The sequence below is a fragment of the Glaciibacter kafniensis genome, from assembly GCF_039538945.1.
GTDB classification, from domain to species: domain Bacteria; phylum Actinomycetota; class Actinomycetes; order Actinomycetales; family Microbacteriaceae; genus Cryobacterium; species Cryobacterium kafniensis.
Genome location: NZ_BAABCN010000007.1, coordinates 110,497 through 125,237, shown reverse-complemented (window position 1 = coordinate 125,237; position 14,741 = coordinate 110,497). Strand labels below are relative to the sequence as shown.

General features: G+C 66.5%; 13 protein-coding genes. 3 read left to right on the top strand and 10 right to left on the bottom strand.

What is annotated here, in order from left to right:
- Positions 1-22: 22 nt before the first annotated feature.
- Together ABD791_RS12245 and ABD791_RS12240 are read left to right on the top strand one after the other, a co-directional pair.
- Positions 23-1,057, top strand: coding sequence for a LacI family DNA-binding transcriptional regulator (locus ABD791_RS12245; RefSeq protein ID WP_345066914.1), 1,035 nt, complete (start codon positions 23-25; stop codon positions 1,055-1,057).
- Positions 1,050-2,003: a LysR family transcriptional regulator gene (locus ABD791_RS12240; protein WP_345066912.1), complete on the top strand. Its 954-nt coding sequence runs from the start codon at positions 1,050-1,052 to the stop codon at positions 2,001-2,003. The genes ABD791_RS12245 and ABD791_RS12240 overlap by 8 nt, the downstream gene beginning before the upstream one ends.
- A gap of 6 nt (positions 2,004-2,009) precedes the next feature.
- Here ABD791_RS12240 and ABD791_RS12235 read toward each other — a convergent pair whose 3' ends face one another.
- Positions 2,010-3,194 (bottom strand): MFS transporter, encoded by a 1,185-nt coding sequence (locus ABD791_RS12235; RefSeq protein WP_345066909.1) that lies wholly within the window; start codon positions 3,192-3,194, stop codon positions 2,010-2,012.
- Between the two features lie 167 nt (positions 3,195-3,361).
- Positions 3,362-4,336: a LysR family transcriptional regulator gene (locus ABD791_RS12230; protein ID WP_345066907.1), complete on the bottom strand. Its 975-nt coding sequence runs from the start codon at positions 4,334-4,336 to the stop codon at positions 3,362-3,364.
- 94 nt (positions 4,337-4,430) lie between these two features.
- Here ABD791_RS12230 and ABD791_RS12225 point away from each other — a divergent pair, with 94 nt between their 5' ends.
- Positions 4,431-5,348 (top strand): pseudouridine-5'-phosphate glycosidase, encoded by a 918-nt coding sequence (locus tag ABD791_RS12225; RefSeq protein ID WP_345066905.1) that lies wholly within the window; start codon positions 4,431-4,433, stop codon positions 5,346-5,348.
- Between the two features lie 259 nt (positions 5,349-5,607).
- Here ABD791_RS12225 and ABD791_RS12220 read toward each other — a convergent pair whose 3' ends face one another.
- The 8 genes from ABD791_RS12220 to ABD791_RS12185 form a co-directional block, all read right to left on the bottom strand.
- A complete protein-coding gene (locus tag ABD791_RS12220) occupies positions 5,608-6,222 on the bottom strand; it encodes a phosphoribosylanthranilate isomerase (RefSeq protein WP_345066902.1) in 615 nt (204 codons plus the stop codon).
- Positions 6,223-6,247: 25 nt separating this feature from the next.
- On the bottom strand, positions 6,248-7,705 hold the full coding sequence (locus ABD791_RS12215) for a sulfatase family protein (RefSeq protein ID WP_345066899.1): 1,458 nt from the start codon (positions 7,703-7,705) through the stop codon (positions 6,248-6,250).
- Positions 7,706-7,798: 93 nt separating this feature from the next.
- On the bottom strand, positions 7,799-8,818 hold the full coding sequence (locus ABD791_RS12210; RefSeq protein WP_345066896.1) for an aliphatic sulfonate ABC transporter substrate-binding protein: 1,020 nt from the start codon (positions 8,816-8,818) through the stop codon (positions 7,799-7,801).
- A 13-nt stretch (positions 8,819-8,831) separates the two neighbouring features.
- Complete coding sequence (locus ABD791_RS12205) at positions 8,832-9,668, bottom strand: ABC transporter ATP-binding protein (RefSeq protein WP_345066893.1); 837 nt, start codon at positions 9,666-9,668, stop codon at positions 8,832-8,834.
- Positions 9,665-10,510 carry an ABC transporter permease gene (locus tag ABD791_RS12200; protein ID WP_345066890.1) on the bottom strand — a complete coding sequence of 282 codons (846 nt, stop codon included), beginning with the start codon at positions 10,508-10,510 and terminating at the stop codon, positions 9,665-9,667. Before ABD791_RS12200 ends, ABD791_RS12205 begins: the two co-directional genes overlap by 4 nt.
- A 46-nt stretch (positions 10,511-10,556) precedes the next feature.
- Complete coding sequence (locus ABD791_RS12195; RefSeq protein ID WP_345066888.1) at positions 10,557-11,804, bottom strand: ROK family protein; 1,248 nt, start codon at positions 11,802-11,804, stop codon at positions 10,557-10,559.
- A gap of 153 nt (positions 11,805-11,957) precedes the next feature.
- Positions 11,958-13,112 carry an acyl-CoA dehydrogenase family protein gene (locus ABD791_RS12190; protein WP_345067473.1) on the bottom strand — a complete coding sequence of 385 codons (1,155 nt, stop codon included), beginning with the start codon at positions 13,110-13,112 and terminating at the stop codon, positions 11,958-11,960.
- Positions 13,113-13,174: 62 nt separating this feature from the next.
- On the bottom strand, positions 13,175-14,659 hold the full coding sequence (locus ABD791_RS12185; protein WP_345066885.1) for a CaiB/BaiF CoA transferase family protein: 1,485 nt from the start codon (positions 14,657-14,659) through the stop codon (positions 13,175-13,177).
- Positions 14,660-14,741 lie beyond the last annotated feature (82 nt).

Sequence of the window (14,741 nt, the reverse complement as noted above, 5' to 3'; positions counted from 1 at the left end):
CGCCGCCAGAACGTGTAATCTGATGGCCATCGCAACTGCACAGGATGTCGCCCGCCGCGTGGGGTGCTCGACCACCGCGATCTCCCTCGTCGTGAACGGGCGAGATGCCGGCCGAGTCAGCCCCGAACTGCGTGCGCGCATTCTCGACGCGGTCGACGCACTGAACTACGCGCCGAATGCCCAGGCGCAGGGTCTCGCGTCGTCGCATCCGAACCAGGTGTCGCTGCTCTGCCCCGACATCCGCAACCCGTTCTTCAGCGAACTCTTTCACGGCCTGACCGACGCGCTCGCGCCCGATTTCAGCGTCAACATCGTCGTCGGCACCGAGAATTTCGACTACGGCCCTGCCGCGGTGCGTCAGGTGCAGGCGAACAAGATCAGCGGCCTGATTCTCGCGAGCCCGTCGGCGCGGGTGTTGGAGTCGTTGCGGCCAGCCGGCCCGACGGTTCTGATCGACTCGCTCGCCGTTCTGCCCGGGGTGCCGACAGTGAATCCCGATGTGAGAGGCGCCGCCACCGACCTCGCCGAGCACCTGCTCCGGCTCGGGCACCGCCAGGTGGTCTACCTCGACGTCGACCGGGCCAAGGAGACGTTTCACCTGCGCCGCACGGTCATCAACGCCGCCCTCACCACGGGCGGCGGAACGATGACGGTCGACCGGGTCAGAGTGGCCGATATCGCGACGGCGACTGACTACGCCGAAGCTCACGCCCGTGGCTGGGTGGCGACCGGCGTCACCGCCATCGTCTGTGCCGACGACCTGATCGCCTACGGCGTGCTCCTCGGTGCCGCCGCGGCCGGAGTGAACGTTCCCGCCCAACTCAGCGTGAGCGGATTCAACGATCTCCAGTTTTCTGCACTCACCAACCCCGCCCTCACCACTGTCGATTTCAATGCGCGGGCACTCGGCACGGCCGCCGGGCGCACCCTGCGTGAGCGCGTGGAGACCGGGCAGGCCGACAACGTGATCTGGCGCTCGCGTCTGGTCGTTCGCGCATCCACCGGTGTCGCCCTCACTCATGCCGCTCTCGCAACTCCTGGCACCCTCCATGTCTAACGGGCCGAAGGATGCCGCGATGCGTCAGGTGCACGTCACGGTACGGCAGCTCGAAGTGTTCATCGTGATGGCTCGCGAACTGCATTTCGCCCATGCGGCCAAGGCCCTTCACCTATCGCAACCGACGGTCAGCGCGGAGATTCGCAAGCTGGAAGAGGCGCTCGGGGTCGAGCTCTTCGAGCGATCGACCCGCACCACGCTGCTGAGCGCTGCCGGGGCGGCGCTGCTCGCGGATGCCGCTCATATCCACGCGCAGCTCGTCACCTTCGAGGAGACGGCACGGCTCTACTCCCGCATATCAGATCGAACCGTCACGGTTGTCGCGTCGCCGAGTGTTGTCGACCGGCTCCTTCCGGCAGTGATCAGCAAGGCCGAGAAGATCTTGCCCGACCTCGTGATCGACGAGATCGCTGCAGACACCGGAACCGTCACATCCGTTCTCTTCGAACTCGACGCCGATATCGGGCTCGGCCGTTTTCTCGAACCGCTCCCCGGATTTCAGGTTGAAACGTTGGCCGAGGAGGAGGTGTTCGCGGTGCTCAGCCGCGGCAACCCCCACGCCGCAGACCCGACGGTGAACCTCTCGGCCCTGGCCGGGCTGCCGCTCTTGCTCTGGCCGCGGGAACGCAGTCCGCGCTACTACGATGCGATTCTCGCCCTCTGCCACGACCGGGGACTCACCCCGACCGTGCTCGAGGCGCCGGCCCGCATCGTGGGCTCCCGCTCCTACCTGATCGGCGAGAATCGGGCGTTCACCCTGATTCCGGGTTCGGCCAGGGCACACCTCTCCGACGATCTGCGTGCGGTGCCGCTCTCTGCTCCTGCGCTGTTGCCCATCGAGATGCTGTTTCGCCCGAACGACCCGCGCCCTTTCGTCGGCGAGCTGATCGACGTGATCCGGGCGCGCGCCGCGCGCCTTCTCGCCCATCCCGGGGTTGCCGGTTAGAGGAACTTACTGCACGGCCGGGCGACGCAAAGCCAGGTTGCCGAGTGCCAGCAGCACGAGCGTTGCCGCGGTTGCGACCGTCACAAAGAAGCCCAGCTGCGAGCCGGAGGCCTCGGCCACCGCACCGCCGATGGCGGTGAAGATGGCCTGGCCGACGACCAGGGCACCGGCCATCATGGTCATCACCGTCGTCGATCGGCCGGCCGGTGCGCCCTCGGCGGCCAGGCTGAACAGCGACACGAGCACGGCGCCCACCCCGCAGCCGGCGACGATGAGCATGACGGCCATGAGCGAAAGCGTGGTGAGGAACGGCAGACAGAGCGCAGCACCGAGAACCACCGTTCCGAACACGACCCAGCGGCTGCGCAGGCTGAACCGTGACGGCAGCACGGCCATCACGACGGCGAAGATCACTGAGCCGACGCTGAGGCCGCCGTAGAGAATTCCGGTGAGTGATTCAGCGCCGCTCGCCGCCATGAACGCCGTCAACGACGTCAACGTCGTTCCGAAGAACGCCCCGACGGTGAACATTCCGGCGACGAGCAGAAACAGGCGAGGGGTGAAGGGGGATGCCGGTGGCGTCGCGTGCAGTTCGTCTTCCCACGTCGCATCCGCTTGCACCGCCGTCGGGTGGAAGGCGAACAGGGTGACGAAGATCAGGGTGATCGTGCCGGCGGCGAGCAGCGGGGCCCAGGCGCCGAGCGTGCTGGCGAGGAGGCCGACGAGCACCGGGCCGAGCACGAAAGCGGACTCGTCGGCCACCGACTCGTAGCTCATGATCATCTTTGTGAGCGTCGTGCGCTGACGAGGATCGGCCTTGGCCGCCGCGAGAGCGACGAGCCGGGAGCGCGACATGGGCGCGGCCTGCGGGGCGCTCGCTCCGATGACCAGGCCGCCGATGAGCAGCGGGGCCAGGGGAACCTCGGCGTAGGCGAGCAGCACGAATCCGGCCAAAGCCGCCGTGTTGACGGCGGCGCAGACGACAAGCACCCAGCGCTGGCCGATGCGATCGGCGAGGCGCCCGACGATGGGTGCGGCGAGGGCGGTGCCGATGCCCGCAACCGCGGAGACCAGCCCGGCTTCGGCGATCGAACCGCGGGTGCTCATCACGAGCATGAGCACTCCGACGATGGCCATGGCCGACGGAAGCCGGCTGAAGAAGGCGATCGGAAAGTAGGCCCGACCGGCCAAGCCGATGAAGGACGAGAGGGGCGATGCGACCGGAGCGGGCTGGGCACCAACGATCGGGATGCTGCTCGTGGGCGACGACTGGCTCTGCTGGGTACTGATGGCTTCCTCCTGAGGGCACGAAGGCCCACTTCGACGCTACCCAGGGCGCCTGGCCGCTCGTGGGCGGATTACCCTTCTTTCTCCGATGAATGCGGCAGATCGGTCGATGAATGCACTGCGGCTTGCCGCTCACCCGGTTGAGAGGCACGCGACGCCGTCGCACCCAGCTGACGGATGAGCGCAACCAGTTCGCCGACCGCCGGCCGCGGGTCTCCCGCTCGCCAGACGAGCGACAACGGCAGTTGCTCGGGTGAGTCGAGCGGAAGCGCGACGATTCCGGCCGGGAGTTGGGCCGCCGACGATGCCGGCACGAGGCCGAACGCCCGGCCATCGGCGATCAGATAGGAGCGGGTGCCGATGACCCGCGGCCGGCTGACAACGACGAGCGGGTCGAGGCCACCGGCAGCGCAGATATCCATCAGCCGGTCGTAGTAGGCGGGGTTGCGCTCCCGCGGCCAGAGCAGCAGCGGCAAATCGGCCAAATCGCCCAGGTGGATCGACGCGTCGACGGCCAGCGGATGACTCTCGCTCAGCGCGACCATCAGGGGCTCCCGAAAGACCACCTCTGAACGGAACCGGTCGGAGATCGACACGTAGCGGCCGAGCCCGAGATCGGCGGCCCCGGATTCCAGGTTCGCCGCCACCTCGCCCGTCTCCACTCCCACGTCTTCGATCTGAAGCCACGGAATCGCGGCTTCGGCACCCTGCAGAATGAGCGGGATGAAGTAGTCCATCGCGCTCGGAGTGCCGACCATCGTGAGCGTCGCGGCCCGCCCCTTCGAGAACCGCACGGCGAACTGTTCGAAGTGACGCGCGGCATCCGCGAGGTCGAGAGCCGGGCCGCGCAGTGCCTCGCCCGCGGCCGTCAGGCTGATCTGCCGCTTCGAGCGGTCGAACAGCTCGAAGCCGAGTGCGCGCTCCAGGCGGGCAATTTCTTGGCTGACCACCGGTTGTGAGACGAAGAGCGCTTCGGCGGCCCGCCCGAAGTGGAGGGTGCGGGCGACCGCGGTGAAAAACTGCACTTGACGCAGCGTGAGACTCATAAACGAATCTTATCAATTGGAGCGAATGTTTCGATTGTTGCGTGAAACGCATCGACCTAGAGTGGGAGAACCTAGACAGATTGAGAGCATTTTCATGACGCAGTCATTCCGCGTGTCCGACGAGGTTCGCCAGGCAGTTGCCGAAGGCAAGCCGGTTCTCGCCCTCGAGTCGACGATCTTCACCCACGGACTGCCGCGCCCGCGCAACCTCGAGGTGGCACTCGAAGCCGAAGCCCGTCTGCGTGAGCTCGGCGTCGTGCCGGCCACCATCGGCATCATCGACGGCGTGCCGACCGTTGGCCTCAGCGCCGACGAGATCGAGACGCTCTCCAACGCCGACCACGTCATCAAGGTGTCAGTGCGCGACCTCGCCGTCGCGATGGGCAAGAAGCTTCACGGTGGAACCACCGTCGCTGCGACCGCCTACCTGGCCCACCGGGCCGGAATCCGCGTGTTCTCCACCGGCGGCCTCGGCGGCGTGCACCGCGGCGCAGAGACCACCTTCGACGAGTCGGCCGACCTGCCGATCCTCGCCACCCTGCCCCTCGTCGTCGTGAGCGCCGGCGTGAAGTCGATCCTCGACATCCCCCTCACCCTTGAGCGTTTCGAAACCCTCAACCTGGCTGTCGTCGGCTATAAGACCACCGACTTCCCTGGCTTCTACGTCACCGACTCCGGCTACGACATCGAGTACTCCGTCGACAGCCCCGACGAGGTCGCCGCGATGGTCGAAGCCCGCGACTCCCTCGAGATCAGCTCGACGTTGCTCGTCGCCAACCCCATTGCGAAGGACAAGCAGCTTGACCCCGCCGTGCTCGAAGCCGTTCTCGAGAAGGCCTGGGCCGCATCCGCCGACGCCGGGATCATCGGGCACGACACCACGCCGTTCCTGCTCGACTTCATCCAGCGCGAGACGAAGGGCGAGAGCCTGAACGTGAACGTCAACGTGTACCGCGGCAACGTGGAACTCGGCGCCGAGATCGCGAAGGCACTGTCGGCCCGCGCGAGCTAACTGCTCTCCCGTTTCATTTCGAAGGCCCCGGCGCAGTGTGCCGGGGCCTTCGTCGTGTCGGGGCCCTCGTCGTGTCAGGCTGCAGATTCTGTCGATAATGTTCAGCCCTGGCGGCATTCATCGCTCCAGGGAGTCTGCGAGTGCCCACAGCTGAACTTTATCGACGCCCGGGCAGACGGATGCGGCTGGGTCAGCTCACGCAGGCCGGCGACCCGGCCGCGCTGGAGTCAGCTCAGATCGCAAAGCGCGCTGGGTGGGCTCAGATTGCGGCTCGCGCAGCGGCCACGAACGCACGAATCAGCGCCGCGTCTTTCTGCCCCCGCACGGCTTCGACGCCGCTCGACACGTCGACGCCGCCGGGTCGTGCGGCGCGGATCACCTCGGCCACGTTGTTCGGATTGAGTCCGCCAGCCAACAACCAGCCGTCCTGCGGCGGGTGCGCCTGCAGCTCGGTCGTGTCGAACACCTCGCCAGCGCCCGGCATCGGGGCGTCGATCAGCAGGCGATGAGCGCGGATGCCCACCGGGTCGCGTTCGACCTCCCGCAGATACTCGTCAATCGAGAGTGCGCGGATCGTGCCGAAACCGGCCTCCCGCACCCGCTCGAAGTCGGCCAGGGTTTCGCCGCCGTGCAGCTGCACCGTGTTCACTCCGGCCTCCGTCGCCATCCGCAGCACCTCGTCGATCGGCTGCTTGCGAAAGACGCCGACGGTGAGGACGGTCTCGGGAACTCCCCGAATCAGCTCTCGAGCGACCGACGGGTCGATCGTGCGGGGGCTCCCCGGCGCGAAAACGAAACCGACGGCATCCGCGCCGGCGTCGAGCGCGGCTTCGACGGTGACGGGCTCGCTCAGCCCGCAGATCTTCACGAACACGGTGTCTCCATCCGAGAATTATCTCTTACGAAACCGTGCCAAACGCCACCGGGCTGTGCAGCCCGACCGGCTCCGGCTGGCTCGGGTGCGGCTCGTCACCGAGATCTGCCTGCAATCGCCACAGCTGCACCGTGAGGTCTTCGCGCACGGTGAGATATTCCGCCGAGTGGTACACGTTGACCAGCTCATCGGGGTCGAGCAGCATGTCATAGAGTTCCCACTCCGGCGGGTACACATGCGGGGAACTACCCGGCAGCCCCATCCCATCGTTGTAGAAGTAGATCAACTTGTAGCGCTCCGTGCGAATGCCGTAGTGGGCCAGCGCGTGGTGATGTTGATCGTCGTTCTCGTAGTAGCGGTAGTACACCCCGTCGCGGGTCGGCGCATCGGGCGCATCCGTCAGCTGCGGCCAAAAACTGAGGCCTTGCATCCGCTCGTGCGGGTCGATGCCGGCAGCCTCGAGAATGGTCTGAGCGAAGTCGACATTCGTCACCATCTGCTGCACAGGGGCGCCGGGCTCGATGGCGGCCGGATAGCTCATCACCAGCGGCATCCTGATCGACTCCTCATACATGAACCGTTTGTCGAACCAGCCGTGGTCGCCGAGAAAGAATCCCTGATCTGACGTGTACATCAGCAGGGTGTCGTCGAAGTCGCCCCGCTCGCGCAGCCAATCGATGACCCGGCCGACGTTGTCGTCGACGGATGCGACACAGGCCAGATAGTCCTCCATGTAGCGCTGGTACTTCCAGAGCGCCAGCTCCTCTGGGGTGAGGTCGATCGGTGGCGCCACCTTCAGGTCAGCCAGGGTGAGGTAGTCGGCGATGCGCATGGTGGCATGCTTCGCCGCGCTCGACCGGGTGGCGTAGTCGTCGTCGAACGTGTCGGGCACGGGAATCGGATCGGAGTACATGCCCTGGTGCTTCGCGTCGGGCTCCCAGGAACGGTGCGGGGCCTTGTGGTGGATGAGCAGACACCACGGGGCATCGCCCTCCAACGAATCGACCCAGTCGAGCGAGAGATCGGTGATGATGTCGGTCGCATAGCCGGGCTGGATATGCACGCCGTCAGCCGTGAGAATCTGCGGGTCGAAGTACTCGCCCTGGCCGCGCAGCACGGCCCAGTAGTCGAAACTCTGCGGGTCGTGCGCGTCGCCCTCCCCCATGTGCCACTTGCCGACAATTCCGGTGCGGTAGCCGGCCTCCTTCAGCAACGACACGAACGTCGGCTGGCTGGAGTCGAGGGGCGTGTCGAGGGTGGTGACCTGGTTTCGGTGACTGTGCGTGCCGGTGAGAATGGATGCCCGGCTCGGCGAGCAGAGGGAGTTCGTGCAATAGCAGTGGTCGATTCGTCGCCCGGCCTCGGCAATCTCGTCGATCCGGGGTGTCTGGTTGACCACCGATCCGTAGGCACCAATGGCGTGAGCCGCGTGATCGTCGGTGAGGATCAGCACGATGTTCGGGCGTTTCTGGGGAGTCTTCATCGTTTTCTCGTCTGTTTCGGGAAAAGCCCCGGCGCGCTCTCGAAGCGACGCCGGGGCATCCGTTTGTTCGGCCGTGGCCGAGCGGTGGGCTTGTTACTTCGTGCCGGCCTTCAGAAAGAGATCGCCGGTGAAGTAGGTCGACGGGTCGGCAGGATCTGTGACTTTGCCTGCACCGACGAAGTACTTGTTCATACCGGTGAGCCAGCTCTCGATGGTGCCGTCTTCGATCATCGCGTCCAGCTCAGCCGACGTGAAGTAGGTCACGTTGCTCGCCTCGGCCTTGACGACCGACTCGTCGAGCTTCATCATCTTCGCGGTCAGTTCGACAACCTCATCGAGGTGCTCGGCTCGGTAGTCGATGGCTTCACGAACCACCTGCAGCACCTTGACGGTGGTCTCCGGGTTCTTCTCGACGAAGTCGTTGGCGCCGACGAAACCGGAGGCGAAGGCCACCGAGTCGCTGAAGTCCTCATTGGATGCGAGCACGTTGAGGTCGGGGACCTGTGTCTCGATCGTGCTGATCAGCGGATACCACAGCCCGGCGGCGTCAATCTGGCCTGAGGAGAATGCGGCGACGGTGGTTGCCGGGTCCATCGCGACCTTCTCGACATCCGCCAGTGTCATTCCCACGGATTCCAGCGCGAGGTTCAGGATCATGTCGCCAGAGGTGCCCTCGGGAACACCGATCTTCTTTCCTTTGAGCTCTTTCAACGAGGTGATCCCCGGCTGGGCGATCACGCGGTCGCTCGCGCCGATCGAGTTGACGGAGATGACCTTCGCCTGGCCGGATGCCGGCAGCCACATGGCGCCGGGGCCGACGTAGCCGAAGTCGAGGTCGCCCGTGCCGAGCGCCTGAACCTGCAGTGGGCCGTTGGTGAAGACGGGAGTCTCTGCGTCGAGTCCGTACTTCTCCCAGAGGCCGAGCTTGGCGGCAACGGCGTGCACGCTGGCACCGTTGAAGTCGGCGATGTAACCGAAGGTGACTTTCTCCAGCGCCGGCGCGGCCGTCTCGGCTCCTGCACCGCTGTCTGGGGTGGAAGCACAACCGGTCAGAACAAGGGCGGCGGCCGCGAACACTGCGACCATTCCCCGCTTGAGAGTGATGTTTTTCATGATTTCCTTGGGTTCAGGCCGTCGCTGTTGACGGCATCAGGGAGGTCTGCTGGCCAGTGGTCTGGTGGTAGACCGAATGCCAGACGCGATTGCGCAAGGCAGTGAACTCGGGGCTGAGGCGCATGTCCTCCGTGCGTGGATACGGCAGGTCGACGTCGATGACGTCGTAGACCCGGCCGGGGCGCGCGGCCATGACCACGACCCGGTTGGCCAGAAACACCGCTTCGTCGACGTCGTGGGTGATGAAGACCACGGTGCGCTTCTCCTGGCTCCACGTCTCGAGCAGTTGCTCTTGCAACCGCACTCTGGTGAGGGCATCGAGCGCGCCGAAGGGCTCGTCCATCAGCAGGATCGACGGGTTGACGGCATACGCCCGCGCGATCGCGCAGCGCTGCTTCATGCCTCCGGAGAGCATTTTCGGCAGGGCATCGGCGAACTGGGTGAGACCGACGAGGTTGATGAAGTGCTCGGCCCGTTCACGGCGTTCGGCGCGCGGCACCCGTGCCGTCTTGAGTCCGAATTCCACGTTCTTGCGCACTGTCAGCCACGGAAACAGCGCATACTGCTGAAAGATGACACCGCGCTCTGGCCCGGGCCCAGCGACGGCGATCCCGTCGACGAGGGCGTGCCCGCTGCTGACGTCTTCCAGGCCGGCGAGCACGTTCATCAGCGTCGACTTGCCGCATCCCGAGGGTCCGACGATGGTGACGAACTCGTTGTCGGCCACGTCGAGCGACACGTTGTCGAGGGCGATGAAGTCCTCATTGCCGAGGGGGAAGGTCTTCGTGACGCCGCGTACCGAGATTTTTGCGGCGTCGCTCACGCGGGTGGGTGTGCTTGTGCTGGTCATCGACGTTCCTGCCATCCGGTGAGCTCGGTTTCGGCGAACAGCAGGATGCGGTCCATGATGAGGCCGAGAATTCCGATTGAGATCAGTCCGACGAAGATCGTCGGCAGATCGTAGTAGAGCTGGGCCGCCTGCATCCGATAGCCCAGGCCGACCTGGGCGGCGATGAGCTCTGCAGCGACGACCGTTGCCCACGAGGCGCCCAGGCCGACGCGCATCCCGACCAGAATGAACGGGGTGGATGCCGGCACGACGACCCGCAGAAAGATCGCGCCGTCTTTGGCTCCGAGCACCCGCGCCGCATTGATCAGGGTGCGGTCCACGTTCACGACCCCCTGATAGGTGGAGATCACGCAGGAGAGGAACGCAGCGAGAAAGATCACGAAGATCTTCGGCTGCTCGCCGATTCCCATCAGCACGAGTACGAGGGGAATGATCGCCAGCGGCGGAATGGTGCGGAAGAACTGAATCCACGGCTCCATCAGGCCGCGGGCCGTCGCGTACCACCCCATCAGAAAACCAGCGGGGATGGCGGCCAGGGTGCCGAGCGCGAAGCCGGCAAGCACGCGCCCGAGGCTGGCCCCGGCATCGGCGACGAGAGTGCCGTCAAGTAGAAGCTGCACGGCACGCTCGAGTACCTGCGGCGGGGTGGGCAGGCGCAAGCCGGAGAGCGAGAGCAGCCACCAGATGGCGATTCCGGCCACCACCGACGTGATGTTGAGCGCGAGCATTCTGCCCGGCCGCTTCGAGCGGCGCGCGGCCTTCTCTGCGACGGTGCGAGGGCCCTCGTTGGTGCTCGGGCTCCCGATCGCGCGAGCAGAGTTCAGCGCAGTGGACACGCTCATGCGGTGCTCCGGTCCATTCGGTGTTCGCGCACGGGGTGGGGGCCGGTCATGTGGTGCTCCTTTGCAGCGGTGAAGGCAGGTCGCGAGCGACGCCGTCGTCTGGGTAGCGTTGAAGTAGGGCAGATCGGCGGAGAACCGCCGCGATCGCGCCACGCGCGCCGTCGTCGTCTCCGAGGGAGGCCGCACGAATAACGGGTGCGGCCTGAGGAATGGGGATGAGTTCGTAGCCGATGGCCGATCGCGCCTGGTCCACGATCATCGGCGCTGCTTGAACGAGCGGTCCACCGATCACGATTTCGGCCGGGTCGAGCACGACGGCGAGCCCGCCGAGCACGCGGCCGACCGCGTCGCCGACGTCGCGCAGCACGGCACCGACGATCGGGTCTCCGCTGGCCACGGATGCGCGCAGCGCGGCGAGGTCGGCCACCGGGGCTCCCCGTCGGGCGCAGGCAGCGAGCACGGCGGGAACGGAGGCCACCGTCTCCAGGCATCCGCGTTTTCCGCACCGGCACTCTGCGCCGTCGACGATGACCGTGATGTGTCCGATCTCGCCGGCGTATCCCGAGGCCCCGGTCGACAGAACCCCGCCTTGCACCAGTCCCCCGCCGATGCCGTGGGAGAGTCGCAGGTAGATGAGGTCGCTGGAGGCGCTCTGGCCACCCCAGATTGCCTCAGCCAGACCGGCGAGGCGCGCATTGTTGTCGAGCATGATCGGAACATCGAAACGCTGGGCGAAGTGTTCGCGAAGTTCGCGCGCCCCATCGACCGCCGAGGTGTCCCGCTTGTCTCGGCCGAGCGCCAGCCGCGAACCCTGCGGTGAGAACGGTCCGGGAAAACCGATACCGATGCCCTGGAGCGCGCCGTAGTGCACCCCGGTCTCAACGGTGAGGCGTTCCAGAAGCGCGAATGCGATCTGTGCGCGTTCGCGCCATGCGGAGTCCAGGTCATAGCGGGCGTCGCCGGCTGCGATGATCTCTTGGCTCGCATCCGCGACCGCGACCTGAACTCGTCCGTGGTTGAAGTCAATGCCGACGACCTGACCGGCGCCCGGGTCAAGAACCAACCGGTCGGCGGGGCGACCCCGACCGACGCGATCGGCGGCATCCGGAGCAACCGCAACGATCGCACGCCGCTCGATGAGCTCACCGGTGATCTCGGAGGTGGTCGTGCGTGAGAGGCCGACACGGTCGGAGATCTCGCCGCGACTGAGGGGGCCGAACTCACGCAGAGCACGCAGAATGCGCTCCTCGTGGGTTCTTCTCACGAGGGTGTGCACTCCAGCGGGCTCGGACATATTTGGAACTGTAGGGAGGGTGATTTTTTCCGTCAACACTCCGGCAAAATTACAGCATTATTTCGTCAGATTCTTCGCAAATATGCCTCGCTGGCCGTCGCTGGCGCTGCCCTGCCGGCGTCGCTGAAGCTGTCTTTGCGGGTGCTGCCGCCGCTACGCGAACGCGTTCAGCCCCGTCAGCGCCCGACCAAGCACCAGCTGGTGGATCTCATCCGTGCCCTCATAGGTGCGCACCGACTCCAGGTTCGCCAGGTGACGCATCACCGGAAACTCGCTGGTGATGCCATCGCCGCCGAGAATGCCGCGGGCCTCCCCCGCAATCTTGATCGCCTCGCGCACGCTGTTGAGCTTGCCGACACTGATCTGCGCCGGGGTGAGCGTGCCGCGTTCCTTCAGCCGTCCGAGGTGCAGAGCCAGCAGCACGCCCTTCTCATACTCAACGAACATGTCGGCCAACTTGGCCTGGATCAGCTGCATCGCCCCGATCGGCTTGCCGAAGACGGTGCGGGAGGTCGCCCGCCCGATCGCCGCGTCGAGGCAACTGCGTGCCGCCCCCATTGCACCCCAGACGATGCCGAACCGTGCCTCGTTGAGGCAGCCGAACGGGCCGGACAGCCCGCGCGCATCCGGCAGCATCGCGTCGCCCGGCACGCGCACACCCTCAAGCAGCACGTCGCACTGGATCGACGCGCGCATCGAGAGTTTCGTGTCGATCGGGGTCGCGGTGAAGCCGACGGTCTCGGTCGGCACCAGAAAGCCGCGCACCCCCTCGTCAGTTTTCGCCCAGACCACGGCGACGTCGGCGATGCTGGCCAAGCCGATCCACCGCTTGGACCCGTCGATCACCCATCCGTCGCCGTCGCGCTGAGCGGTGGTCAGCATCCCGGCCGGGTCGCTGCCGCCACTCGGCTCGGTCAGCGCGAAACAACCGATCAGCTCGCCGGCGGCCATGCCAGGCAGCCAGCGCTGCTTCTGCTCTTTGGAGCCGTACTTGTAGATGGCCGACATCGCCAGCGAGCCCTGCACCGAGACGAAGGTGCGCCAGCCACTGTCGGCCGCCTCGAGCTCGAGACAGACCAGCCCGTAGCTGACGGCCCCCGCGCCCGAGCAGCCGTAGCCGGTGAGGTGCATGCCGAGAAAACCTGCGGCGCCCATCTCAGCAACCAGCTCCCGGCGAAAGTACTTGTCTTCGAAATCTTGCTCAATCGTCGGCAGGATGCGCTCGCGCGCGAAGGCGCGCGCCTTCAGCTGCCACGCGCGTTCCTCCGCGCTGAGCAGAGCGTCAATGTCGAAGACGGCATCGACCAGCGGGGCAGCGGCTGCCTCCCGTGCTGAATCCGGCGTCGTGGGTGCTGCGGCGTCTGATGTGGTCACGGTGTTCCTTCACGGGGTGGGGTGGCGGGTCGGGGCAGTGGGGCGACGGGCGAGTCGGTGGCGGGTGGGGTGGCGGGTGGGGTGGCGGGTGGGGTGGCGGGTGGGGTGGCGGGTGGGGTGGCGGGCCGAGCAAGCCAGTCGGCGCCGGCATGCTCGCCCAATCGGGGCGGCAACAGACGGTAGTCGGCGGGCAGCCCCGAGAGGTGGATGGGGTTGGCGACCTGGCGGCTAATCCGGGGCGTGCGGGTCTCGGCGCGCAACCCGTCGGCCCGCGACACCTCGGCGCGCACCTCGTCAGCGCGCAACTCGACGGCTGCCTCCAGTCCCAGCTCGGCGGCAAACGCGAATGCCTCGTCAATGGAGTTGACGAGTCCGGCCGGCACGCCGGCATCCGTCAGAATGCCCACCCAGTGCGCCGCCGGTTGCACCGCGAGCAGACCGTTGATGCGCTCGCGCAGCACGGCACGGTGCGCGACCCGGGCGCTGTTCGAGCTGAACCGCTCGTCGTCAGCACCCTCTGGGGAACCGAGCAGTCGCATCAGGGTGCGAAACTGCCGGTCGTTGCCGACCGCGATGACGAGGTCGCGATCCAATGCCTGAAACAGCTCATAGGGCGCGATACTGGCGTGTGCATTGCCGAGCCGCGCCGGCGTCTCACCGGTCGCGAGGGTGCCCGCCGCGAGGTTCGTCAGTGCGGAGAGCAGGGTCGTCAGCAGGTCCACCTCGACGAGGCGCCCTGCGCCGGCGGCCGAGTTGACGGTCGAGTTGGCAGCCGAGTTGGCAGCCGAGTTGGCAGCCGAGCCGTCGCGATCACGCAACGCGAGCAAGATGCCGGCGAGCGCATTCTGCCCGGTGAGCACGTCGACGAGCGCGACGCCGACCTTACTCGGCTCGGCGTCGGGCTGCCCGGTCACGCTCATCAGCCCTCCGACCGCCTGCACCAACAGGTCATAGCCGGGGAGCGCGGCGCCGGCCCCGGAACCGAATCCGGTGATGCTGCAATAGACGACACCGGGGTTCACCGCGCGCACGCTGTCGTAGTCGAGTCCGAACTTCGCCATCACGCCCGGCCTGAAGTTCTCAATCACCACGTCAGCGGATGCGGCGAGCCGGGAAGCCTCGGCCAGGCCCGCCTCGGTCGTGAAGTCGCAGACGATTCCGCGCTTATTGCGGTTGACGCTGCCGAAGTAGGTGGAGTCCCCCTGCGCATCGACGGGCGGGCGCCACTGCCGAGTGTCATCGCCGGCCGGACTCTCGATCTTGATCACGTCTGCGCCGAAATCGGCCAGCATCATCGTGGCGTACGGACCGGCCAGCACCCGGGAGAAATCGGCGACACGGATGCCGGCCAATGGGCCGGCGAGCGGGCCGGAAAGCGGACCATCGGGACCACCATCGAGCGGGCCGGAAAACGGTCCATCGGGACCACCGGCGAGCGGGCCGACGCGTGGGCCAGTGCGCCCTGTCGCGTTCTCCTGCATCGAGTCCTCCACCGTTGGCCAACCGAGTCGTGCTGCGCGACCAGGATCACACATCACGCCGGTCGCGTGAAATAAATCCTAT

Excerpts from the sequence above, each read along its gene's own strand:
- ABD791_RS12200 (WP_345066890.1), bottom strand. The coding sequence starts at position 10,510 with ATGAGCGTGTCCACTGCGCTGAACTCTGCTCGCGCGATCGGGAGCCCG.
- ABD791_RS12205 (WP_345066893.1), bottom strand. The coding sequence starts at position 9,668 with ATGACCAGCACAAGCACACCCACCCGCGTGAGCGACGCCGCAAAAATC.
- ABD791_RS12240 (WP_345066912.1), top strand. The coding sequence starts at position 1,050 with ATGTCTAACGGGCCGAAGGATGCCGCGATGCGTCAGGTGCACGTCACG.
- ABD791_RS12210 (WP_345066896.1), bottom strand. The coding sequence starts at position 8,818 with ATGAAAAACATCACTCTCAAGCGGGGAATGGTCGCAGTGTTCGCGGCC.
- ABD791_RS12230 (WP_345066907.1), bottom strand. The coding sequence starts at position 4,336 with ATGAGTCTCACGCTGCGTCAAGTGCAGTTTTTCACCGCGGTCGCCCGC.
- ABD791_RS12215 (WP_345066899.1), bottom strand. The coding sequence starts at position 7,705 with ATGAAGACTCCCCAGAAACGCCCGAACATCGTGCTGATCCTCACCGAC.
- ABD791_RS12195 (WP_345066888.1), bottom strand. The coding sequence starts at position 11,804 with ATGTCCGAGCCCGCTGGAGTGCACACCCTCGTGAGAAGAACCCACGAG.
- ABD791_RS12185 (WP_345066885.1), bottom strand. The coding sequence starts at position 14,659 with ATGCAGGAGAACGCGACAGGGCGCACTGGCCCACGCGTCGGCCCGCTC.
- ABD791_RS12225 (WP_345066905.1), top strand. The coding sequence starts at position 4,431 with ATGACGCAGTCATTCCGCGTGTCCGACGAGGTTCGCCAGGCAGTTGCC.
- ABD791_RS12245 (WP_345066914.1), top strand. The coding sequence starts at position 23 with ATGGCCATCGCAACTGCACAGGATGTCGCCCGCCGCGTGGGGTGCTCG.